This is a genomic window from Halorubrum sp. B52, assembly GCF_059752555.1.
In genome coordinates this window covers 26,797-49,587 of sequence record NZ_MWTG01000007.1, presented here as the reverse complement: position 1 = coordinate 49,587, position 22,791 = coordinate 26,797, and the positions used below count along the sequence as shown (strand labels likewise).

The following is a 22,791-nucleotide window of genomic DNA, read 5'->3' as shown; positions in this document are numbered from 1 at the left end:
GTGCTGTTCGCGACCCACCTCCTCGTCGCCGTCGGCATCGGGTGGTTCGCGGGACACCCGCGAGTCCGGCGGCGTTTCGCCGGCGGTGCGGCGCCGACGCTCTCGACCGCACCGCCACTCTCGGTCCGGTGGCTCGTCGCCGGCGCCGCGCTCCCGGACGTGGTCGACAAGCCGCTCGGTACGCTCGGCGTCTTCGACGTCTACCAGTCGATCGGGCACTCCGCGCTGCTCGTCCCGCTCGCCGTCGCCCTAGCCGCGAGGCATCGACACGGGCTCGCGGTCGCGGTCGGCTGGGGGTCGCACCTCGCGCTCGACGCGCTCCACGTGGTCGTGAACGGGCGGGCGGGCGACGCGCTGTTCCTCGCCTGGCCGCTCCTCACGCGGTCCGATCCGCTCGCGATCCCGCCGGGCGAGTTCGCGCTGTTCTACGTCGGGACCCCCTCTTTCTTCCTCGAAGCGGCTCTGTGGCTGGCGGCCGTCGCCCTCGCGGTGCGTTCGCGGTTCGCCGCCGGCGCGGATCAGAAGAACGGTCAGTGAGTCGGGTTCGGTCCCCTACTCCTCGTCGTTCGCCATCCGGTGGGCCGCGTAAAAGAGGGGGACGAGCAGCGCGCCGGCGAACCCGAAGCCGAGCGCGAGCGCACCGATGTCGCCCGCGCTGAGGACGCGGCCGCCGCCGCCGTCGCCTCCATCCCCACCGTCGCCTCCATCGTCGCCGTCACCGCCGTCACCGCTCCCGCCGTCCCCACCGTCGCCGCCGTCTCCGCCCGCGTCCGGCTCGACGAGGTCGTCGTCGACTGACCCGATCGCGACGGCGCCCTTCATCCCGACCGCCTCGTGGGGGACACAGAGGTAGTTGAACGTGTCGCCCTCGGAGACGTCCTCGAACGTGTGCTCGAAGGTGGTCCCCTCGTCGGCGACGGCCTCGCCGCTGTTGAACGTCTCGTCGTTGGCGACGACGTTGTGCGCGCCGCCCTCGCCGGTCCACTCCCAGACGACCGTCGTCCCGGGGTCGATCAGGATCGCCGCCGGGCCGAACTTGAGCCCGTCGACCGCGCCGACGTCGACCGTGACCTCGTCCTGGCCGGTGTAGTCGTGAGTCCCGTCGTAGTTGTCCACGTCGTCGAGCCAGCCGTCGTACTGGGCGGCGGCGGTTCCGGAACCGGCGGCGAGGCCGGTCGCGGCGGCGGCGCTCGCGGCGCCGACCCTGAACAGCCCGCGGCGGCTCATCGTCGCGTCGTCGGCGTCGGATGTCATACCCGTACCTCCCGGCGTGGGCGTATTTAAATTCCCGATTCCGGGCTCACACCGCGGGAAGTCGAGTCAGTCGTCCGCCGGAGTGGGATCCGGCCCGACGGCGTCGAGGTCGCGGTCGCTCTCCTCGCCCTCGACGTCGAACGGGTACTCGCCGGTGACGCAGCCGAGACAGAGGTCGGCACGGCTCTCGCCCAGCGCCTCGGCGACGGCGTCGATCGAGAGGTACGAGAGGGAGTCGGCGCCGACCTCCTGCCGGATCTCCTCGGTGGACGCGTCGGCGGCGATCAGCTCGTCGCGGGTCGCCATGTCGATGCCGAAGTAGCAGGGCGCGATAATGGCCGGCGCGCCGATCCGGAGGTGGACCTCCTCGGCGCCCGCCTCGCGGACGAGCTCGACCAGCTGGGTCGACGTCGTCCCGCGGACGATGGAGTCGTCGATGATGGTGACCGACTTCCCCTCCACGGTCGATTTGATCGGGTTGAGCTTCAGCCGGACCGCGCGCTCGCGCTCGTCCTGTGTCGGCATGATGAACGTGCGCCCGACGTAGCGGTTCTTCATCAGCCCCTCGGCGAACTCGATACCGGCGTCGCCCTCCGGACGGGCCTCGCCGTCGGCGGTCGTCTCGCCGGCCGCGTCGGCGTAGCCGGAGGCGAACGCCCGGCCGGAGTCGGGCACCGGCATCACCACGTCGGCCTCGACGCCGGACTCCTCCCAGAGCTTCCGCCCGAGCTTGCGCCGCACCTCGTACACGAGGTTCTCGTCGATGACGGAGTCGGGGCGCGCGAAGTAGACGTGCTCGAAGAAGCAGTGGGCGGTCGACTCTCGCTCGACGAGCTGGTACGTGTCGTACCCCGTCCCGTCGGGGTCGAGGACGACGAGTTCGCCCGGGCGCACGTCCCGGATGAGCTCCCCGTCGAGGGTGTCGATGGCGGCCGACTCGCTGGCGAGCACGTAGCCGCCGTCCACCTTCCCGAGGCAGAGCGGGCGGTTTCCGAGGGGGTCGCGCACGCCGAGCACGGTGTCGTCGTGGGTGATCGCCAGCGAGTAGGAGCCGTGGATGCGGTTCATCGTGTGTTTGACGGCGCGCACCAGGTCCTCCTCGAGGAGGTTGCGCGCGAGGTCGTGGGCGATCACCTCGGTGTCGCCGTCGGAGGTGAACGCGTGACCGGCGGCGGCGAGCTCCTCGCGGACCTCGTCGGCATTCACGAGGTTGCCGTTGTGCGAGAGCCCGAGCGAGCCGGACTTGAAGGAGACGGAGAACGGCTGCGCGCAGCTCTTGTCGAGGCTGCCGGCGGTCGGGTACCGGACGTGGCCGATGCCGGTCCCGCCCGACAGCGACGCGAGGTCCCCCTCCTCGAACGCGTCGCCGACGAGCCCGCGCTCGACGTGGCTGTGCTGCTGGAACCCGTCGTGCGTGACGATCCCCGCGGACTCCTGGCCGCGGTGTTGGAGCGCGTACAGCGCGTAGTACAGCGGCCGCGCGGCCTCGCGGTCAGCGAGCGAGATGCCGACGACGCCGCACTTCTCTCGCGGCTCGTCAGCGGTGTGGTCCCCACCGGCGTTCATGTACGCGACGGTGGGGTGGCAGGCGATAAAAATCCTCGTGTTCGTGGTGCTATCGGGATCTACGCTGGGAGATATATCCACGAACACGGATCGAAACGGGCAAATCGGCCGACTGACCCGCCCCGCCCACACCCAGTCGGCGCCGCGTTCACTCCTCCCGAATTAACTCGTCCAACCGCTCGAAGTACTCCTCCCGCGGCACCTGGTAGGCGGCGCGGTAGTCCACGTCGCCGGCGGCGAACCGCTCCGCGACGGCGACGGCGGCGGCCGCGCCCGCCTCGCGGTCGTCGCGGGTCTCCGAGACCGCCTCGACCTCGGGCTCCAAGAAGAGGACCACGTGCCACTCGTCGGTCGCGTACTGGCCGGAGCCGGGGCGCGCCTTGCGCGCGCCGTTCGTGAGGTAGATGGTCGGCAGGCACTCGGCCGGGAGGTCGTCGCCGTCGAACACGTCGGGCCGGTAGACGAGGATGGCCCGCCCGCTCGGCTCCTCGTTCCACACCCGCCAGCCGTCCGGCAGCGCCTCGAAGCTCATGGGCGGAGTCGGGCGCGGAGGCTTGAAAGGGTCGCGCTCCGGGGCGAGCGCGGCGACGGTCCGCAGCCAGCCTCAGTCGACGATGTCCGACCCGCCCGCCGGAATGAACTCCTGAAGCTGGTCCGCGCTCGCGACCTTGCGGACGAACGACTGGTCGGCGAACCGCCCCTTCAGCTCGCGGTAGACCATCATCGCGGCGTCGTTCTGCGCGTACATCCCCGGCTCCAGCGTTATCGAGGTCGCCGCGCGGTCGACGATCGCCGACGGCGGCCCGCCGATGGCCCGGGTGACCGGCTCGCACTGGACGCCGACGGCGACCCGGCAGGGGACGTCCTCGAAGTAGGTGCGGTCGCCGCGGATCACGAAGCTCCCCTTCTCGATGTACTCGCCGCTCTCGGGCGTCTTCGACACCTGGTCCGGCTCGACCATGTAGGCGTCGCCCGCGCCGCGGCCGTCCTTCCAGTCCGAGGAGTACGAGACCGCGAACTGCGCGGCCTCCCGCAGCGTCTGGTCGGAGAAATCGACCGGGTCCGCGGACTCGGAGGGTCCGGCGGCCTTCAGCAGGGTCACCGGCCCCCCGTGCGCCTGCGTGTGGAAGAACCGGTCGTGTTTGCCCATGTACTTCTTGACGAGCTCCTCGTTCTGGTCGGCGTTGCGCCCGCCGATGACGAGGTAGCCCGACGAGGTGTGGAACCACCGGAAGCGGTCGTACCAGTCGTCTGGGCTCCGGATCGGAATCGAGGCGCGCGAGAGCCAATCGGTCTCGTACTCCTCGTCGTCCTCGTCGCCCTCGTCGTCGCCGCCGGCGTCGCCGTCGTCGGCCGCCTGCGTCGCCTCCCACTCCTTCTTGCGCTCTTTTACCGCCTCCAGCTCGCGGCGGGTCGACTCGATCGCCTCCATCGCGCCCTCCCTCTTCCCCTCGATGCGCTTCGCCTCCTGATAGAGCCGGTCGGCGTTGACCTCGACGCCGGCGCTCGCGTCGAGCTCGACGCGGACCGAGTCGGCGTCCTCGCCGTCATCGTCGCTTCCGGCCTCGAGCGCGACCGTCACGGTCCCCTCGCCGCCGTCGACGTCGACGACGGCCTCCGCCGCCGGGATGCCGCGCTCCGCGCCCGCGTCGAGCGTCTCGGCGATCTCGTCCCACGGGACCTCGTTCTCGCGGGCCTCTTGGACCGTCGAGAGCACCTCGTCGACGAGGTCGTAGTTGGCGTAGAGGAGCTCGGCGCGCTCGCGCTCCGCCTCCGCCTGCTCCTCGAACCCCTCGATCGCCCCCTTCTGCTGTTCGATGATCCGCTCCTGTTTGGCGATCTCTCCCTCGAAGTCGGGCCGAGAGGGGCTCGCGTCCGACGGGGCCTCGCCCGCGTCGGTGTCCTCGTTTTCGAGCCGGTAGAAGTACTCGTCGACGGCGGCGTTGAACGAGTCGAAGCCGACGCTCGGGAGCCCCTCGTGCTCGGAGAGCGGGAAGGGCGTGACGTCGACGACACGCGGGTCGCGGTCCTCGTCGCCGTCCCTCTCGTCTTCCTCGTCGAGCGCCTCCTCGTAGACGCGCGGGTCGATGTCGCCGGAGCGGAGCCGGTCGCCGATCCGTTCGAGCGCCTCGTGGAGCGCGCGGAGCTGGTCGTCGGTCGCCTCCTCGATCGGCGTCTCCTTCGGGACGCCGGCGCGGGTGCACACCTCCTCGGCGTAGAGCCCGCCGAGGTTGAGCTGCGTGGCGAGGGTCCGCACCACGTCGCTGTCGGACTCGCGCATGTGTCGCTCGAACCCGCCGAGGCTCACGTCGAGGGGGTTGAGCCGCGAGGCGGGGTACTCGTACTGCGCCCCGGGCGCGACGGTTCGGGACTTGAGCCGGACCGTCGACAGCGACCCCACGACCTCGCCGGTCTCGTCGAGCGCGGCGACGTTGCCCTGCCCGAACAGCTCGGCGACGAGCGTCGTGTTCTCGTCCTCGCGTTCGAACTCGAAGGTGAGGATCCGGTCGAACTCGTACTGCTCGACGCCCGCGAAGTCGGCGCCGGACATGCGGTTGCGCAGCATCTTCGCGAAGTTCGGCGGGCGGCCGGGCGCGTCCGCGACGTGGTCGGCGTCCGCGACGTGGGCGCGCTTCACGTCGCCCACCTCGATCATGAGCTCGACGCGGCCGCGGTCGAAGTCGCGGAGCTTCAGCCGGAGCAGGTCGTCGTCGTAGAGGTACGCCTTGTCGACCTTCGCGCCCTCGTACCGATTGAGCTCGGTGACGAGGGCCGCGAGGTCGATGCTCGACAGCTCCCGCTTCTGGTCCATACACGACAGAGACTCGCGGGCCGGAAAAAGGCGTGTCGTTGTGGGTGCGGGGCGTCGAGGAGCGGGCGGACGGGCCGGCGGCCGGCTACAGACGTTTCGACACGTACGGCCCGTCCTGGCGGTAGCCGAGCTTGTTCCGGTAGTACTCCCGCGCGCCGATGCCGGAGATGACGGCCATCTTGCGGTAGCCGGCGTCGCGGGCGAGCTCCTCCGCGCGTTCGAGCAGCTTCGTCCCGTACCCCCGATGCTGCCAGTCGCCGTCGCCGCCGATGGCGACCTCGCTGCCGTACACGTGCAGCTCGCGGATCAGCGCGGCGTCCTCGAGCTCCCGGCGGATCGCGTCGTCCTCGGTGCCGGGCGCGCCGGGCTGGTCCGGCGCGAACGAGGGGAACCGCAGGCGACAGAAGCCGACGAGTAAGTCGCGGACCGGGTCCTCGAACGAGATGAAGTGCTCCGTCCCGCCGCCCGCCTCGTAGGTCATCACGTCCAGTTCGACGTCGTCCGGATCCGGGTCGGCGTCGTTGTGGCCCACCTCGCGGGCGCGGATGTCGCGCTGGACGATCCCCTTCTCCTCGGCCCGCCGATCGGCGAGCTGTCGGAGGTTCGACTTCCAGACGCCGCCCTCGATGAAGTCGGCGGGGATATCGCGCTGGACGCGCTGGAGCCGGGTGTACTTCGGGACGTGGTCCATCGCCTCGGCGACGACGTCGGCCGCCTCCTCGTTCGTCAGGGGGTCGAACTCCTCGCGGCGCCACCGGTCGTACACGCGGGTCCCCTCGACGACGAGCGTCGGGTAGATCTTCAGGTAGTCCGGGCGCCAGTCCGGGTTCTCGAACAGCTGTCGGAAGTCCTCGACGCACATCTCCCGCGTCATCCCCGGCTGGCCGGGCATCATGTGGAACCCCACCTTGAACGCGGCGTCGCGCAGGCGGCGGTTCGCCTTCCGGGAGGCCTCGTTGCCGTGGCCGCGGTGCATCTCGCGGTTGATCCGCTCGTAGGTGGTCTGGACGCCGACCTCAACCTTGGTGCCGCCCAGATCGAGCATGCGGTCGATCTGCTCCGGGTCACACCAGTCGGGCTTCGTCTCGAACGTGGTGCCGATGTTGCGGATCTCGTTGGTCTCGTTCTCGGCGATCACGTCCTCGAGGTACTCGAACTCTGTCTCCTCGGGAGCGGGCGCGAACGACTCGCCCTCGGCGGGCTCGGGCTCCTTCTCGAGGTCGTAGTCGTTCATCGCCTGGAGCGCGCGCTTGACGAACCACTCCTGGTAGTCGTGCGAGCGCGCGGTCATCGTCCCGCCCATCAGGATGAGCTCCACCTTGTCGACCGGGTGGCCGATCTTCCGGAGCTGTTCGAGCCGGAGCGTGACCTGTCCGTACGGGTCGTAGTCGTTCTGCTCGCCGCGGGCCGCGGCGGGCTCGTGGCCCGTGTACGACTGCGCCGAGGAGAACTCGGAGGCCGGCCCGCCGGGGCAGTAGAGGCACTTCCCGTGCGGGCAGAGCTTCGGCGAGGTCATGATCGCGACCGGCGAGACCCCGGACGCGGTCCGGACCGGCTTCCGCTGTACCACCTCGATCACGTCGTCGCGGGCCTCGGACGGGGCGTGGTCCAGAATCTCGGTGTTCTTCGGGACCTTCGGCGAGGAGAACTCCGAGCAGGCGTCGAGCTTGGCGGACTCCAGACCGTCGCGATCGATCTCGCCCGCGAGGATCCGGTCGACGAGGTGCTCGCAGGTGCGGACGAACGCCTCGGACTCGGCGTCGGCCGCCTCGCCCGCGTCCGCGTTCCCGCCGTCGTCCTCGCCGCCGGCGTCCGCGTCACTCGCCGCGTCGGTACTCATTACGCTCCGATCGACGGGTTTCGGAGTTAAGCGTGTCGCACCCGCTCGCGTCGACCGGACCGGGGCGGCGGGACGAGCCCCTCATCCAAGGATATATTAGTTAGTGGTATAACTAAGTAATCAATGTCCTCGACACAGATTCAGCGGGCTCGGAGCGGCGAGGTCACTCCGGCGATGGAGCGCGTGGCGGAACGCGAAAACCGCGATCCGGAGTTCGTCCGTCGACAGGTCGCGGACGGGCAGGCGGTGATTCCGAACAACCACGCGCACGACTCGCTCGATCCGATGATCATCGGTCGAGCGTTCGCCACGAAAGTCAACGCGAACATCGGGAACAGCGAGACGACGAGCGACCGGACGGCGGAGCTCGAAAAGCTCCACGCGGCGGTCCACTACGGCGCCGACACGGTCATGGACCTCTCGACGGGCGAGCGCTTAGACGAGACCCGCGAGGCGAACGTCGCGTACTCGCCGGTGCCGGTCGGTACGGTGCCGATATACGAGGCGGTGAAGCGGGCGGACGACCCGTCCGAGATCACCCACGAGCTGCTGCTCGACGTGATCGAGAAGCAGGCCGAACAGGGGGTCGACTACATGACGATCCACGCGGGGGTGTTGATGGAGCACCTGCCGCTGACCGACGGCCGCAAGACCGGGATCGTCTCCCGCGGCGGCTCGATCCTCGCCCAGTGGATCGAGGAGAACGGGATGCAGAACCCGCTGTACGCGAAGTACGAGGCGATCTGCGAGATACTCGCCGAACACGACGTGACAATTTCGCTCGGCGACGGCCTCCGGCCCGGCTGTCTCGCCGACGCGAGCGACGAGGCGCAGTTCGCCGAGCTCGAAACCCTCGGTGACCTCACGCGCACCGCGTGGGACCGCGGCGTGCAGGCGATGGTCGAGGGACCCGGCCACGTCCCGATGGACGAGATCGCCGACAACGTCGAACGACAGCAAGAGGTGTGCGACGGCGCCCCCTTCTACGTGCTCGGTCCTCTCGTAACGGACGTCGCACCCGGATACGACCACATCACGAGCGCGATCGGCGCGACCGAGGCGGCGCGTGCGGGCGCGGCGATGCTCTGCTACGTCACGCCGAAAGAGCATCTCGGCCTTCCCGACGCGGACGACGTGCGAGACGGGCTCGCGGCGTATCGGATCGCGGCACACGCCGGCGACGTGGCGAACGATCTCCCCGGCGCGCGCGACTGGGACGACGCCCTCTCGGAGGCGCGCTACGAGTTCGACTGGCGCCGGCAGTTCGACCTCGCGCTCGATCCCGAACGCGCTCGCTCGTACCACGATCAGACGCTCCCCGGAGACAACTACAAGGAGGCGCGGTTCTGCTCGATGTGCGGCGCGGAGTTCTGCTCGATGCGTATCGATCAGGACGCCCGAGACGCGGACGGCGAGATGGGCGCCATCGACGGAGCGACCGACCTCGACGGCTCCGCCGCCGCGGCGGTAAACGTACCGCCGGTCGGCACGCACGACACCGGCCGCGTTCCGGACGAGATCGAGATCGACGGCGTCACGTTCACGCCGGACACCGGACACGCCGACGACTGACGGACTCTCGAACGACGCCCGCGCCCCTCGACCGGATCCGCCCGTTTTAGGTCGACCGGACCGTACCACGGGAGCGTGCTACGCAAGGACCTCCTGCGCGTCTCGCGGGCCGGCGGCGGCTACCGCCCGCGCTTTACGACTCGCGAGCACCGCCCGCTCGCGGCGCGGGTGCTCGGGACGTTCGAGTCCCGCGTCGGGGAGCGCCGCGGCGCCCTCGACGACGCGCTGGCCGCGCTGGAGGCCGACGCCGGCGACGCCGGCGGCGACTTCAAGCTCGTCCGCGGGCTCGCCGCGCTCGTCGAGCGGGAGTGCGCGTTCGAGACGCGGGCGGCGGTCCCCCCGCGTCGCGTGCGGCGGGCCGCGTTCGAGGCCGCGGAAGCGGTCGGCGTCGCGAGCGAGGCGGAACGGGAGGCCGCGGTCGCCCGCGCCGCCGACGCGCTGGGGATCGAGCCGGCGGACGTGGAGGCGTCGCTGTACGCCGACCGCGACGTCAACGAGGTCCTCGTCGACGCCGACGTGCGGTGGGGCCCGGACTCGCTCCTGACGCAGTACGACCTCTCCTTGGCCCAGACCGCCCTCTTCGACGCCACCGAGGTCCGGATTCGGTCGAACGACCCGAAGCGGCTCGTCTCAGCGGTGAAGCGGCTCCGGCTGATGTACGAGCTGGAGAAGACGCCCGAGGGCCGCGAGCTGGTCGTCACCGGGCCGGACGCGCTGTTCTCGCGGACCCATCGCTACGGGACCGCGTTCGCGCGGCTGCTCCGCACCGTCGCGGAGTCGGCCGAGTGGGAGCTGACGGCGACGATCGACGACCGCGGCCGCGAACGCACGATGCGCCTCTCCGACGGCGACGTGACGGTTCCGGGCGTCGAGCCGGTCGCTGAGCCCGACTTCGACAGCGGGGTCGAGGCCGACTTCGCCGGGCGGTTCCGCGGGCTCGACCTCGACTGGACCCTCGTGCGGGAGCCGGAGCCGCTCGAAACAGGGACGCGGGTGATGATCCCCGACTTCGCGTTCGACTACGACCACGCCGACTTCCGGCTGTTCTTCGAGGTGATGGGCTTTTGGACCCCCGAGTACGTCGAGAAGAAGCTCGGTCAGCTCGCGGACGTGGAAGAGGTGGACCTGCTGGTCGCGGTCGACGAGAGCCTCGGCGTCGGCGAGGAGATCGCCGCGCGCGACCACCGCGTCGTGAGCTACTCGGGGACCGTCCGCGTGAAGGCGATCGTCGACGTGCTCCGCGAGTACGAGGCCGAGTTCGTCGCCGACGCGGCCGCCGACCTCCCCGCGTCGCTGTCGCCGGACGCCGACGCGATCGCGCTCGACGACCTCGCGGCCGAACGCGGCGTGAGCGTCGAGGCGATCGAGGGCAAGGCGTTCCCCGACCACGAGCTGGTCGGGCGGACGCTCGTGCGGCCGTCGGTGTTGGAGGCGGCGAGCGAGGAGATCGAGGCGGGCATGGCGCTCTCGGCCGCCGAGTCGGTCCTCGACGGCCACGGGATCGACGACGCGAGCGCCGCCCTCTCGCGGCTCGGATTCCGCGTCGAGTGGGAGGGGCTCGGCGGCGGGACGGTGCGGGAGAAGGAGGAGTAACGGAGCGAGTCGACCGGGGCACCCGACGCCGCGGCGCTACTCCACGACCGGCAGGTCCGCCCGGCTCCCCTTCGGCACCACCGACCGCAGCTCGTCGTAGAGGTAGAGCCCGACGCCGATCGGCTCCTGCCCGCCGGCTATCTCGTGGGTCGCGATCAGGTACCCCCAGTCGCCGTCCCACTCCGGGAGGTCCTGGTCGTCGCCGGCCATGAAGGTCACAGCCCGCTCGGGGCCGAGTTCGATAGCGTTCTTCGTCGCGTGACCCCCGAACCGGGTGGCCGCCCGGCTCGTCGGCTTCCAGTGCTCCTGACGCGTCCGGAGGAACGTCATGCCGATCGCCTCCACCTCGCTGGGGTCGGTCGCCTCGCCGTTGAAGATCCACACCTTCCCGGCGCCCTTCTCCCAGAAGCTGTACCCCTCGAAGACGCTCGGGTCCACCCCGAACCGCTCCGCCCACCAGTCGAGCACCTCCCGCCGGCTCGCGCGCCCGTCGACCTCGCGGTCGTCGGGGGTCTCCGGCAGCCGGTCGAAGCGCTGGCCGTCGTTGGTCGGGTCGTCGGCGGGGGCGTCGTCGGTCACGCTCCGACCTCCGTGCTCTCGCCGCCCACGCGCAGCTTCGCGCAGAAGAACCCGCCCGTGTCGTTGTGGTGGGGGTAGACGCGGTGCGCGCGCGTCACCGACTCGTCGTACGTCTCGTCCTCCCACTCGGTGACGCCGGGAACCGTGTCCAGCGGGAGGTCGAACGCGACCAGCTCGCAGTCCTCGTTCGCGGTGACGTGGTCGAGCACCGCCTCGTTCTCCTCGGGCGCGAACGTGCAGGTGGAGTAGACGACGGTGCCGCCGGGCCGGGTCGCCTGCACGGCGCGCGCCAGGACCCCCTTCTGGATCCCGGCGACCGCGTGGACGTGATCGAGGGTCCACTGGTCGACGACGTCCGGGTTCTTCCGGCAGGTGCCCTCGCAGGAGCAGGGGGCGTCGACGAGGGCGCGGTCGAATTCGTCGAACGCAAGCGGCTTCGTCGAGAAGTTGCGGGCGTCCTGGTTCGTGACGATCGCGTTCGTGATCCCGAGCCGTTCGGCGTTGTGCCGGAGCGCGGAGAGCCGCCCGAGGTTGTTGTCGTTGGCGACGACGGTGCCCTCGTCGTCCATCGCGTCGGCGATCTGGGTCGTCTTGCTGCCGGGGGCCGCGCAGGCGTCCCAGACGCGTTCGCCGGGCTGCGGGTCGAGCGCGAGCCCCGGCAAGACGGAGACCTCCTCCTGGCCGTGGGTCCAGCCGTGGATGTACGGCCAGTTGCCGCCGGGGTTCCCGTCCGGGAGTCGAAAGAGCCCGTCGTGCCACTCGACGGGCTCGTAGGCGACGCCCTCCTCCTCGAAGGCCTCGCGGACCCGAGCGGGCGAGGCCGCCATCTCGTTCACGCGGACAACCGAGGGCAGCGGCCGGTCGCAGGCCGCGCGGAACGCCGCCGCGTCGTCGACGAGCGGCTCGTACCGCGCTAACGGATTCATGGCCTCCCTTTCGCGCCGGCCCGTTAGTCGGTTTCGGGACGGGCGCGGCCGGAGGTCCCGCGCGCTCGCCCTCTCGCCGCCGTACCTTTAGGTCGCTGCCCGGAGTAGGCGAACCCATGGCACGCATCTCCGTCTTCGACGACGACGTCTCGCTGGAGGAGCCGACGCTGGTAGAGGGGTTCCCCGGAGTCGGTCTCGTCGGGAAGATCGCGACGGACCACATGATCGAGGCGCACGAGATGGACCACTACGCGAACGTCCACTGCGACGGGCTCCCGCGGGTGGCCGTCTACCGCGAGGACAACCGGGCGCTGACGACGCCGGTCCGGCTGTACGTCGACGCGGAGAACGACCTCGTCGCGCTCCGCAGCGACGTACCGGTGAACCCCGGCGCCGCGACCGAGGTCGCCGGCTGCCTGGAGAGCTGGTTCGCGGAGACGGCGACGTTCCCGATCTTCCTCTCCGGGCTCGGGAAGGAGAAGGGGGAGGCGCCGCCGGCGATCTACGGCGTCGCGACCGGCGACGGCGGCGACGCCCTCGACCGCGCCGACGTCGGGGACCCGCCCGAGGCCGGGCTCGTCTCCGGCCCGACGGGGGCGATGCTCGCGGAGTCGCTGGAGCGCGACCGCGACGCCGTCGGGCTCGTCGTCGAGTCGGATCCGCAGTTCCCCGACCCCGAGGCCGCGCGCGTCCTCATCCGGAACGGGATCGACCCGATCGCGGGCACGGAGACGCCGACCGACGGGCTCGTCGATCAGGCGTCCGAGATCCGGGAGGCGAAGCAGGCGTTCGCCGAGCGGATGCAGCAGGCGACCGAGGAGAGCTCGCAGGCCGAGCCGCTGAAGATGTTCCAGTAGGTGGCGCGCGGATACGCGTGGCCTCAGTCGTCGTCCGCGACGACCGAGCCGGTCCCCGCCTCCAGCTCGTCGAGGATCGGCCGGTACTTGAGCTGGATCTCGTCCCACTCGCGGTCGGGGTCGGAGTCGGCGACGAGCCCGACGCCGGCGAAGAGGGTGGCCCGCCGGGCGGTCGCGACCGCCGAGCGGATCGCGACCGCGAACGCGCCGTTACCCGCGGCGTCGATCCACCCCACAGGCGCGGCGTACCAGCCGCGGTCGAACGGCTCCGTCTCGTGGATCGTCTCCAGCGCGCGGTCCGGCGGGAGCCCGCCGACCGCGGGGGTCGGGTGGAGCGCCTCGACGAGCTCGAGCACGTGGCGGTCGTCGCTGAGCTCGGCCGTGATCGGCGTGTGGAGGTGCTGGACCGTCGCGAGCCGACGGACGCGACGCTCGCCCGCGGAGACCGACGCCGCGAACGGCTCCAGCTGCTCGCGGACGGTGTCGGCGACGAGCCGATGCTCGTGGACGTTCTTCGCGTCGTCGAGCAGCTCCCGGGCGAGCCACTCGTCCTCCTCGGGGGTCTCGCCCCGGCCGGTGGTCCCCGCGAGCGCGTCGGTCTCGACGGTCCGCCCGCGAAGCGAGACCAGCCGCTCCGGGGTCGCGCCGAAGAAGGCGCTCCCGCCGCCGTCCGGCTCGAAGTAGTATCGGTGGCAGTCCGGGTACTTCCTCGCGAGCCGCTCCAGCGTCGCCGCTCGCGGGAACTCGGCCGCCAGGTCCGCCTCCAGCGCCTGCGCGAGGACGACCTTCCGCAGGTCGCCGCCGCGGATGCGGTCGACCGCGGCCTCGACGCTCTCGCGCCACGCCTCGCGGCTCGTGGTCCGACGGGTCTCCGCGATGCCGGGGCGCGGCGGGTCGCTGCCGTCGACGTCGACCGCGGAGAGGCGCTCGACCTCGTCCGCGAGCCGGTCTTCGACCGCGTCGACGGCGGCGTCCGGGCCGGCGGCGTTCACGGTGAGCCACGTCCCGTTGTCCGCGAACGTGAGCTGGACCCGCGGGAGCACGAAGCGCGCCTCCGGGAACGGGCCCCACGGGTCGCCGTCGCAGGCCCCCTCGTGGAAGGCGAAGCCGCCGAAGACCCGGGGGCGAGCGGCCTCGGTCCCGGCGTGGACGTCGCCGGAGTCGAACAGGTCGGCGGCGGCGCTACGGATCTCGGCGAACCGCCGCGGGCCGTTCGCGGTCAGCGTCGCGGCCGCACCGCTCCCGAGCACGAGGGCGTCGTCCGGGGCGCTCCACGTCGTCCGCGGCGCCGAGAGGGCGTCGAACGCGGCCGCGAACGGGGGCGCGTCGACCGCGGTCGTGCGGCTGACGAGGGGCGGAGCCGACGTCGAACGCGCCCGTTCCATTGAACGACGGTCGGTACCGCGGCCCCTTTATCCTGACTATCGCGGGGGTCGGCGGGGGCGTCGATCTCGGGGGCGTCCGATCGTCAGCCGTACCGCTCCTCGTTCCACGGGTCGGCGGTGTCGCTGTAGCCGCGCTTCTCCCAGTAGCCGAGCTCCTTCTCCGTGAGGAACTCCACGCCGGAGACCCACTTGGCGCCCTTGTACGCGTACTTGTGCGGGGTGACGACCCTGATCGGCCCGCCGTGGTCCGCGGGGAGATCGTCGCCGTCGTAGCCGTACGCGAACAGGACGCCGTCGCGCGTGCACTCGTCGAGCGAGAGGTTCGTCGTGTAGCCGTCGAGCGCGTGGAAGAGGACGTGTTCGACGTCGTCGCCGACCCCGGCGCGGTCGACGATCTCGGCGAACTCGACGCCGGTGAACTCGCAGTCGAACTTGCTCCACCCGGTCACGCAGTGGAAGTCCTGTCGCTGGGTGACGGCCGGGAGCTCCCGGAACTCCGAGAGCGAGTACGCGAGGGGGTCGTCGACGGCGCCCCAGACCTCGAACGCGAACGTCTCGGGGCTCCACGAGGGCGTCCCGCTCTTCGAGAGCACCGGGAAGCGATCGGTCTCGCGCTGGCCCGGGGGGAGTCGGTCGTCGCCGTACTCGCGGTAGAGCCCGGTGAGGTCGTCGACGTCGCCGTCGGTGTCGGCCGCGGCGTCCGAGGCGCCGGATCCACTCATACGCCGGCGTAGGCGTCGCGCCCACCTATGGGTATCGCTCCGCGTCGCGCTCCCGACTCGGGGAGCGACGCCGGTGGCGGGAACGTCGCCGTCGCTCGCGACGACGGAAGACCGCCGATCGAGCGGCGGGAACTCGGGTGCGGCGAAACGTGTCGTATATGTTCTAGAAATTTCGTATAACGGATCTAGAGTTTAGATATTTCGAACTGAAGTTTCAGATCTGCCGCCGTGAGATTTCCCATCTCCGTATCGTCGACGCCACATTTATATACCCATTGCCATTACTCCCGGGCAGGAAATGCCACGAGTAGAGATAACCGTGCCGGAGCATCTGGAGATGCAGATCGCCCAGATGGTCGAGCAGGGAGAGTTCCTCAACCGGGAGGAGGCGGTGGAAGAGCTCCTTTCGACGGGGATCAAGGCGTACAAGACGAGCGGACCGAGAGACGAGGACGACTCCGGCGGGTTCGAGGACGAGGGCATGATGGGCCACGAAGACGAGTACGTGTTCTGAGTCGACGACCGGCTCCGCGGTCGGCGTTTTCGTTCGTGTCCGACGACGCCCGACAGCCGTGCGTATTCCCCTCAACAACCCTTAAAGTGTCTACGCCCCGTATCACGGGTATGCACAAAGACGAGCTCCTCGAACTCCACGAACAGATGGTGACGATCATGGAGCACTTCCGCTCGCACGAGACCGTCGACGGCTCGCTGTTCGACCCGTACGACGAGTTGGAGGTCGACCCCTCGCACGTCCACAAGTCGAAGAGCGAGCACAAACACGCCGTGTTCGTGCTCGGCAACGCCCTGGCGAACGCGATGAGCGAGGACGAGTTCTCCCCCGCCGGCCGCGTCGGGAAGCGCATGGAGGAGCTCGCGGACGACGCCGAGAGCAAGATCTGAGGGCGCCGCTCCTCCGGACCGCCCTCGACGACTGACCCGCGGATTGATATGCGACCGACCGCTCCTTCTCCCACATGGTCTCGGAGGCGCTGACGTCCGACGCCGCTCACCTCGCCGTCGGCGGCGCGCTCGTCGCCGTTTCGCTCGCCGTCGTTTATAAAACGGACCGACCGAACGGGGCGTGGACCCGCGCGCTCCGCTCGCGCTTCCTGCTCGGCGTGCCGTGGGGGACCCTGGTCGCCGTCGCCGGCGTGATCGGGGTGTACCTCTTCGTCCAGAGCGGGCTGGAGAACCCGGACCGCCCGGTCGTGATCCCGTTCCGCTCGTGGTCGTACCTCTACCCCGAGGGGGTCCTCTGGTCGAGCTTCGCGCACGCCGGCCGGGGACACATCACGGGAAACCTCCTGTCGGCGCTCGTCGCGGGGGGAATCGCCGAGTACGCCTACGGTCACTTCCCCGGCGGTCGCGACGTCGACGAGGAGACGGGAACGCTGCGAGGGGCGGTTCCCCCGCGCGAGTCGCTCCCCTCGCGCGAGTCGCTTCGACGGCTTCGGTCGGAGGGAGGTACCGGGTTCGGCCTCGGTGCCGTCGGGCTCCCGACCCTCGCGTCGCTCTCGGCGCTTGCGTCGCGCACGGACGCCGATTCGCTCGCCGAGAACCCGTACGTCCGCGCGTTCGCGGTCGTTCCGGGGGCGATGGCGCTGTTCGGCGTCGTCGCCGCGCTGTTCGCGCTGGGGCCGGTCATCGGGTTCTCCGGGGTCGTCTTCGCGCTGTGGGGGTTCGCGCTCGTCTTCCATCCCGTCGGCACGATCGTGGCGCTCACGGGCGCGACGCTGGTGAACGTCGCCTACGAGACCCTCCGGAATCCGGTCGTCACCGCCGGGGCGAGCGGCTTCTACGGGCCGCCGGGGTGGGCGAACGTCGCGATCCAGGACCACGCGCTCGGACTCCTCACGGGCGTCCTCGCCGCGGCGTGGCTGGTCCGGCGGCGGCGGGAAGGGGTCGACGGCGGCGCCGGCACCGACGCCGGAGCCGAAACCGCCGCCGACGGCCGCCGAACGACCGCTCTCGTCGCGTTCGGGGCGGTCCTCCTCTTCGGCGTCTCCCGTCGGCTCTGGGCGGTGTACTGGTACCTCGGGAACGAGCGGTACGAGCTGTATCGGGCGCTGGGGTTCGGACTGCTCGCGGCGCTCGCCGCGATCGTCGCGCTCGCGGTCGCGGGACGGGACGAGCCGCTGCGGCCCGACCTGGCCGTGCCGTCGCCCGAGACGGTCCGGGGGGCCGTCCGGTCCGCCACGCCGGCCGGGGTCGGCCTCCTGTTGCTCGCGTCGGCGCTGGCGGTCGTCGCCGGGCCGGGCGTGGTCCCGAACCTCGTCGCCGTCGACGACGGCGACCTGCCGGGCGATCCGATCGAGATCGACGGATACCAGGTGACGTACGCGGAGAACGTGGAGAATCAGCAGGTGAGCGTCGTCGACGTCGAGGCGTTCGGCCGGTCGACGAGCGTCAACACCTCGGGGGTGATCGTGAAGAACGCTGACCGGGAGATCTGGACGACGGCGGTCTCGCGGGGGAGCCTCGCCTTCTGGGAGTACCGCGCCGTCGACGTGGGCGGGACGGGGTGGCGCGAGACCGTCTGGGTCCAGCGGGTCGGCTGGGTCGCGTCGAACGGCGGGCCGGCCTACCGGATCGACGCCGTCCGGAACGAGACGCGCACGACGCTGTTCACGAGCGAGCCGGTGCGGGCGGAGCCGCGGATCGACGGGCGCAACGTCACCGTCGCCGCCGTCGAGGGCGGGTTCGAGCTGCGCGTCGCCCACGAGGGCGAGACCGAACGGGCGGCGCTCCCCGCGGCCAACGAGTCGGTGGCGTTGCAGGGCGTCGCGTTCGTCCGGGAGGACGACGCGGTGTTCGCGGAGCGCGGGGAGACGCGGGTGCGGATCGCGACGCGGGAGCGGTACGAGGGGCGGCAGTGATCGGGGCGTGACCCCGCGGGCTCACGCCCACTCGATCCGGTACACCTCGGCGTCGACCTCGCGCGACTCGTCTTCGTGGTGGTCGAACTGCGCGTCGATCGCGAAGTCGGCGGCGAACGCGTGGGTCACCTCGCCGCCGTTGTCGGCCGCGAACGCCTCCACGAACGCCTCGCTGCCGGCGTTGTGGACCGAGTAAGAGACGGTCGCGACGCTGCTCGCCGTCCTCAGGAATCCGCGATCCGCGTTCCGGTTCCCGTCCTGCGCGCCGAACGGGGGGTTCATCACGACGGTCACCGGGTCGGGCACGGCCAGGGGGAGTCGCGTCGCATCGGCCTGGATCCAGTGGACGGGGGCGCTCGCGGCCACCCGGCGCTGGTTGGCGACCGCGGTGACCAGCGCGTCGCGGTCGAGCTCGACGCCGAGGACGCGGGCGGGGCCGCGGAGGGCGGCGGCGAGCGCGAGCATCCCGGTCCCCGTGCCGAGGTCGAGGACGGTGCGACCGTCGACGTCGCCGTGGAGGTCCGCGAGGTGGACGACGTGCGCGGCCAGGTCGGGCGGCGTGGGGTACTGTTCGAGCGCGACGCGCGGCTCCTCGAACCCGGCGACGACGCCGAGCTTCGTCGCGAGCGAGCGCTTCGACGCCATTCGTCAGGCCGCCGTCGCGTCGCCGCCGGTCCGGACGAGCTCGACCCCTTCCCGACGGGCGCGCTCGGCCAGCGCCGACAGCGCCGGCTCCGCGGCGGCGGGATCGGACACCTCGCCGAGACGGACCTCGATCCGGCCGGCGCCGAGGAACGACGCGGCGCGGACGTACTCGCGGAGCCGGTCGGCCTCCCGCTGCGTCGAGAGCGTGTCCTCGCAGTCGAAACAGGCGTCGACCGACAGCGTCGCCGGCTGGTAGCCGCGGGCCGAGAGCTCGGCCTTGAGGTCGCGGAGGTGTTCGGGCGCGGTGCTGTCGAGGTCGGCGGCGTCGATGACGATCGGGTCGATCTCCGCGGGTCGACAGCCGCGGAGCGTCCCCTCGATCCCGTCGGACTGCGTCGTGCTCATGGAAACCAATATGTTGTAGTTATACAAAAGTCTTTGTGAATGTCTAGTAGTAATTATTGAGCCGGGCGCCGAGAGCCGAATGTGACCCACCGCGACGGTCACGTTTCGTGTTCGACGGCCGGCGGCGGCGACGTCTCTGCGGGCGGTAGCGTCCGCGCGAGATCGTCAGAAACGTGCGTGTGAAGCGCCAGAGGCCGTACTCAGGCCGGAGCAGACGAGCCGCTACCGACCGACGGCGCGTGCGGATCCGGGACAAAGGTTTAAATACGGCAATAACCAGAAACCTTATAATGGAACGTCCGAGCCGCCAGCGTCAACAGGAGCGGAACACCGAGCGAGAGTCGGACGAGACGGAGACGCTCTCCTGCCCGGAGTGCGAGTCGGAAGAGATCGTCACGGACGCCGACCAGGAGCTCGTGTGCGAGGACTGCGGGCTGGTGTTGGACGAGCGGAACATCGACCGCGGCCCGGAGTGGCGCGCGTTCAATCACTCGGAGCGGCAGTCGAAGTCGCGCGTCGGCGCCCCCATCACCGAAACGATGCACGACAAGGGGCTGACGACGACGATCGACTGGAAGGATAAGGACGCGTACGGCCGGTCGCTCTCCTCGGAAAAGCGGTCGCAGATGCACCGGCTACGGAAGTGGCAGGAACGGATCCGCACGAAGGACGCGGGCGAGCGGAACCTCCAGTTCGCGCTCTCGGAGATCGACCGCATGGCCAGCGCGCTCGGCGTTCCGCGGTCGGTACGCGAGGTCGCCTCGGTCATCTATCGACGCGCGCTCAACGAGGACCTCATCCGCGGGCGGTCGATCGAGGGCGTCTCCACCGCCGCCCTCTACGCCGCCTGCCGACAGGAGGGCATTCCGCGGTCGCTCGACGAGGTCGCCGACGTCTCGCGCGTGCCGCAGAAGGAGATCGGCCGGACGTACCGCTACATCTCGCAGGAGCTCGGCTTAGAGCTGAAACCCGTCGACCCCAAGCAGTTCGTTCCGCGCTTCGCCTCCTCGCTGGAGCTGAGCGAGGAGGTGCAGTCGAAGGCGACGGAGATCATCGACGTCTCCGCCGAGCAGGGACTCCTCTCCGGGAAGTCCCCGACCGGTTTCGCCGCCGCCGCGATCTACGCCGCCTCCCTTCTGTGTAACGAGAAGAAGACCCAGCGCGAGGTCGCCGACGTCGCGCAGGTGACCGAGGTCACCATCCGCAACCGCTACCAAGAGCAGATCGAAGCGATGGGATTCCGCTAGCGGCGACGCGGGCGGAGACGGCGTTCACCCGGCGCGATCGGAAACGCGACGCGGTCGTGCGGTCTTCTCGCGAGGCGCCGCTCGTGATCGGGTTTTTAATCGGTACCGAGCGTAGCGAGGGTACGATGTACTCGCAGATCCTTGTGCCGACGGACGGCAGCCCCGCGTCTGACGCCGCGATCGAACACGCGATCGACCTCGCCGGGCAGTACGGCGCCACGCTCCACGCGCTGTACGTCGTCGACGGCGCGGCGTACTCGACGCTCGAAGCGGGCGCCGAGATCGTCGTCGACGCCCTCGAATCCGAGGGGAAGGAGGCCACGCGGCGGGTCGCGGACGCGGCCGAGCGCGCCGGCGTGGAATGCGAGACGACCGTCGCGACGGGGACCGCGTACCGCTCGATCCGCGACTACGCCGACGAGCACGACGTCGACATGATCGTGATGGGGACTCACGGCCGGAAGGGGCTCGACCGGTACCTCCTCGGCAGCGTCACCGAGCGGGTCGTCCGGACTTCCGACGTGCCGGTGCTCACCGTTCGACACCCGACCGATGAGTGAGTCGCCGCCGCGACGGGGGTGACCCCCGTGCGCGACTGGCTGTCACACCGGGTGTCCGCCTCGCCGGACGACGCGGCGCTCGTGAGAGCCGAGGACGGCGAGGCGTGGACGTACACGGACCTCGACCGGCTCGTCTCGGAGACGGCCGGACGCCTGGTCGCCCACGGGATCGAGGCGGGCGACAGGCTCGGCGTGCTCACGCCGCCGTACGTCGGGACGGTCGGGCTGGTCCACGCGGCGATGCGGATCGGCGCGACGTTCGTCCCGCTCGGGCAGGGACTCACGCCCAGGGAGCTCTCGGAGCGGATCGAACGGGCGGAGCTCTCGGCGGTCGTCTGCGCGGAGCCGACAGAGGACGACGCGCTGGCGGCCGTCGACGGGATAGACGACACGCCCGTCTTCTCCGTCGACGACCCGGCCGACGCGACCGTCACCGCCGTCCACGACGTGGAGCCGGCGACGGTCGACCCTCCGGAGTGGGAGTTCGGCGATCACCTCTGTATCCTCTTCACCTCGGGCACGACAGGGGAGCCCAAGCCGGTCCCGCTCACCGCCGGGAACGTGTACAGCTCCGCCGTCGCCTCCGCGTTCCGGCTCGGGGTCGACCCCGGCGACCGATGGCTCGTCTCCCTCTCGTTGCACCACATGGGCGGGCTCGCGCCCGTCTACCGCTCCGCGCTCTACGGGACGACGCTCGTGCTCCGAGAGGGGTTCGACGCCGGCGGCACCGCCGACGACATCGACGCGTACGACGTGACCGGCGTCTCGCTCGTGCCGACGATGCTCAAGCGGATGCTCGACAGGCGCGGCACCCTCTCGGACACGCTCCGCGCGGTCCTGCTCGGCGGCGCGCCGGCGCCGGACGAGCTGCTGGAGCGCTGCCGCGACTACTCGGTCCCGGTGTATCCGACCTACGGGATGACCGAGTCCGCCTCGCAGATCGCGACGGCCACGCCCCGGCAGACGAAGGGCCGGCTCGGCACCGTCGGCCGGCCTCTGTTCGGCACCGACGTGACGATCGTGGACGAGGACGGCGCGCCGGTCGAGGCCGGCGAGACGGGCGAGATCGTCGTCGACGGCCCGACGGTGACGCCGGGGTACCTGGAGCGCCCGCCGGAGCCCGGCGACGAGTCCACCGCCGAGCTCGACCGCTCCGCGTTCGGCCCGCACGGGCTCCACACCGGCGACGTGGGACGGTTCGACGAGGACGGCTACCTCTACGTGCTCAACCGGCTCGACGACCGGATCATCACCGGCGGCGAGAACGTCGAGCCCGGCGAGGTGAGCGACGTGCTCCGGCGGTTCCCCACGGTCGAGGACGTCGCCGTCGTCGGCCTCGACGACGAGACGTGGGGCGAGCGGGTCGCCGCGCTGCTCGCGGTCGACGACGGGACCGGGGAGACGGTGGACGAGGCGGCCCTCGCCTCGTTCGCGCGGGAGCGACTCAGCGGGTTCAAGATCCCGAAAACGATCGCCCTCGTCGACGAGCTCCCGCGGACCGTCTCGGGCACCGTCGACCGGGAGGCCGCGCGGGAGGCGCTTCGGGAGGGCGGTCGGGCGCTGAACAGCGGTCCTGAGACCGAGCTGGAGACGGCCGGATTCGAGCCCTGCGATCCGGCCGAACCGCCGGACGGCGACGACGCCGGCTATCCCGAGCGCGACCCCGTCGAGATCGACGACGCGGAGGCGGTCGCGAAGGGGGGCGATCCCACCGACGAGGAGGGAACCGAAGACGACGGCGAGGGCGACGCCGACGTCGACACCGCGGGGGACGCCGACTCCGGCGGCCGAGACGGCGACTCTGATGACCGAGACGGCGACGCCGACGATCCCGCCGACCGAAACGGGGACGGCCGAGAGAACGAGAGTCCCGCCGCGGTCGACGGCGAGATCGTCGACACTGAGGAGACGCGAAGCGGAGAATAAACTCTCCCACAGTTTTTCGTTAT

21 protein-coding genes are annotated in these 22,791 nt (G+C 70.8%); 10 read left to right on the top strand and 11 right to left on the bottom strand.

Features of this window, described 5'->3' with window-relative positions; translation table 11 throughout:
* Entirely contained in the window at nt 1-537 is a 537-nt protein-coding gene (locus B4V04_RS01740; protein ID WP_498228628.1) for a metal-dependent hydrolase, read from the top strand.
* 15 nt (nt 538-552) lie between these two features.
* Here the strand turns inward: B4V04_RS01740 and B4V04_RS01735 are convergent, their stop codons facing one another.
* The 5 genes from B4V04_RS01735 to B4V04_RS01715 form a co-directional block, all read right to left on the bottom strand.
* Nucleotides 553-1,254, bottom strand: a complete 702-nt coding sequence (locus B4V04_RS01735) for a halocyanin domain-containing protein (RefSeq protein WP_498228627.1) — start codon at nt 1,252-1,254, stop codon at nt 553-555.
* A 66-nt stretch (nt 1,255-1,320) separates the two neighbouring features.
* Nucleotides 1,321-2,820 (bottom strand): amidophosphoribosyltransferase, encoded by a 1,500-nt coding sequence (gene purF, locus B4V04_RS01730; protein ID WP_498228625.1) that lies wholly within the window; start codon nt 2,818-2,820, stop codon nt 1,321-1,323.
* Between the two features lie 148 nt (nt 2,821-2,968).
* Complete coding sequence (locus B4V04_RS01725; RefSeq protein WP_498228623.1) at nt 2,969-3,352, bottom strand: DUF5820 family protein; 384 nt, start codon at nt 3,350-3,352, stop codon at nt 2,969-2,971.
* 72 nt (nt 3,353-3,424) lie between these two features.
* A complete protein-coding gene (gene rqcH / locus B4V04_RS01720; RefSeq protein ID WP_498228621.1) occupies nt 3,425-5,632 on the bottom strand; it encodes a ribosome rescue protein RqcH in 2,208 nt (735 codons plus the stop codon).
* A gap of 85 nt (nt 5,633-5,717) precedes the next feature.
* A complete protein-coding gene (locus tag B4V04_RS01715; RefSeq protein WP_498228620.1) occupies nt 5,718-7,472 on the bottom strand; it encodes a tRNA uridine(34) 5-carboxymethylaminomethyl modification radical SAM/GNAT enzyme Elp3 in 1,755 nt (584 codons plus the stop codon).
* 123 nt (nt 7,473-7,595) lie between these two features.
* Here B4V04_RS01715 and thiC point away from each other — a divergent pair, with 123 nt between their 5' ends.
* Together thiC and B4V04_RS01705 are read left to right on the top strand one after the other, a co-directional pair.
* The gene (gene thiC / locus B4V04_RS01710) at nt 7,596-9,044 is read left to right on the top strand and encodes a phosphomethylpyrimidine synthase ThiC (protein WP_498228619.1); all 1,449 of its coding nucleotides are present in this window, start codon (nt 7,596-7,598) and stop codon (nt 9,042-9,044) included.
* A 75-nt stretch (nt 9,045-9,119) separates the two neighbouring features.
* On the top strand, nt 9,120-10,637 hold the full coding sequence (locus B4V04_RS01705) for a DUF790 family protein (protein WP_498228618.1): 1,518 nt from the start codon (nt 9,120-9,122) through the stop codon (nt 10,635-10,637).
* A gap of 36 nt (nt 10,638-10,673) precedes the next feature.
* Here the strand turns inward: B4V04_RS01705 and B4V04_RS01700 are convergent, their stop codons facing one another.
* On the bottom strand, nt 10,674-11,216 hold the full coding sequence (locus B4V04_RS01700) for a DUF7122 family protein (protein ID WP_498228616.1): 543 nt from the start codon (nt 11,214-11,216) through the stop codon (nt 10,674-10,676).
* Complete coding sequence (locus B4V04_RS01695; RefSeq protein ID WP_498228615.1) at nt 11,213-12,142, bottom strand: RsmB/NOP family class I SAM-dependent RNA methyltransferase; 930 nt, start codon at nt 12,140-12,142, stop codon at nt 11,213-11,215. Before B4V04_RS01695 ends, B4V04_RS01700 begins: the two co-directional genes overlap by 4 nt.
* 116 nt (nt 12,143-12,258) lie before the next feature.
* Between B4V04_RS01695 and B4V04_RS01690 the strand changes: the two genes are divergently transcribed.
* Nucleotides 12,259-12,999: a proteasome assembly chaperone family protein gene (locus B4V04_RS01690; protein WP_498228613.1), complete on the top strand. Its 741-nt coding sequence runs from the start codon at nt 12,259-12,261 to the stop codon at nt 12,997-12,999.
* Nucleotides 13,000-13,022: 23 nt separating this feature from the next.
* On the opposite strand, the gene B4V04_RS01685 is transcribed toward B4V04_RS01690, so the two are convergent.
* Together B4V04_RS01685 and B4V04_RS01680 are read right to left on the bottom strand one after the other, a co-directional pair.
* Nucleotides 13,023-14,384 carry an isochorismate synthase gene (locus B4V04_RS01685; protein WP_498228611.1) on the bottom strand — a complete coding sequence of 454 codons (1,362 nt, stop codon included), beginning with the start codon at nt 14,382-14,384 and terminating at the stop codon, nt 13,023-13,025.
* An 83-nt stretch (nt 14,385-14,467) separates the two neighbouring features.
* The gene (locus B4V04_RS01680; RefSeq protein ID WP_498228609.1) at nt 14,468-15,106 is read right to left on the bottom strand and encodes a molybdopterin-dependent oxidoreductase; all 639 of its coding nucleotides are present in this window, start codon (nt 15,104-15,106) and stop codon (nt 14,468-14,470) included.
* A gap of 298 nt (nt 15,107-15,404) precedes the next feature.
* On the opposite strand from B4V04_RS01680, the gene B4V04_RS01675 reads away from it, so the two are divergent.
* The 3 genes from B4V04_RS01675 (at nt 15,405) to B4V04_RS01665 (ending at nt 17,985) form a co-directional block, all read left to right on the top strand.
* Nucleotides 15,405-15,620 (top strand): DUF7120 family protein, encoded by a 216-nt coding sequence (locus B4V04_RS01675; RefSeq protein ID WP_094522403.1) that lies wholly within the window; start codon nt 15,405-15,407, stop codon nt 15,618-15,620.
* 110 nt (nt 15,621-15,730) lie between these two features.
* Nucleotides 15,731-16,009 (top strand): UPF0058 family protein, encoded by a 279-nt coding sequence (locus tag B4V04_RS01670; protein ID WP_144798579.1) that lies wholly within the window; start codon nt 15,731-15,733, stop codon nt 16,007-16,009.
* A 74-nt stretch (nt 16,010-16,083) separates the two neighbouring features.
* Complete coding sequence (locus B4V04_RS01665) at nt 16,084-17,985, top strand: rhomboid family protein (protein WP_498228608.1); 1,902 nt, start codon at nt 16,084-16,086, stop codon at nt 17,983-17,985.
* Nucleotides 17,986-18,006: 21 nt separating this feature from the next.
* Here the strand turns inward: B4V04_RS01665 and B4V04_RS01660 are convergent, their stop codons facing one another.
* Nucleotides 18,007-18,630, bottom strand: a complete 624-nt coding sequence (locus tag B4V04_RS01660; protein ID WP_498228606.1) for an METTL5 family protein — start codon at nt 18,628-18,630, stop codon at nt 18,007-18,009.
* A gap of 3 nt (nt 18,631-18,633) precedes the next feature.
* The gene (locus B4V04_RS01655; RefSeq protein ID WP_144798576.1) at nt 18,634-19,035 is read right to left on the bottom strand and encodes a DUF7961 family protein; all 402 of its coding nucleotides are present in this window, start codon (nt 19,033-19,035) and stop codon (nt 18,634-18,636) included.
* A 290-nt stretch (nt 19,036-19,325) separates the two neighbouring features.
* On the opposite strand from B4V04_RS01655, the gene B4V04_RS01650 reads away from it, so the two are divergent.
* The 3 genes from B4V04_RS01650 to menE all read left to right on the top strand — a co-directional run bounded on the left by B4V04_RS01650 (nt 19,326) and on the right by menE (nt 22,768).
* Nucleotides 19,326-20,282 carry a transcription initiation factor IIB gene (locus tag B4V04_RS01650; protein ID WP_144798575.1) on the top strand — a complete coding sequence of 319 codons (957 nt, stop codon included), beginning with the start codon at nt 19,326-19,328 and terminating at the stop codon, nt 20,280-20,282.
* A gap of 125 nt (nt 20,283-20,407) precedes the next feature.
* Complete coding sequence (locus B4V04_RS01645) at nt 20,408-20,842, top strand: universal stress protein (RefSeq protein ID WP_498228605.1); 435 nt, start codon at nt 20,408-20,410, stop codon at nt 20,840-20,842.
* A gap of 27 nt (nt 20,843-20,869) precedes the next feature.
* Nucleotides 20,870-22,768, top strand: coding sequence for an o-succinylbenzoate--CoA ligase (menE, locus tag B4V04_RS01640; RefSeq protein ID WP_498228603.1), 1,899 nt, complete (start codon nt 20,870-20,872; stop codon nt 22,766-22,768).
* The last annotated feature ends 23 nt before the right edge of the window (nt 22,769-22,791 follow it).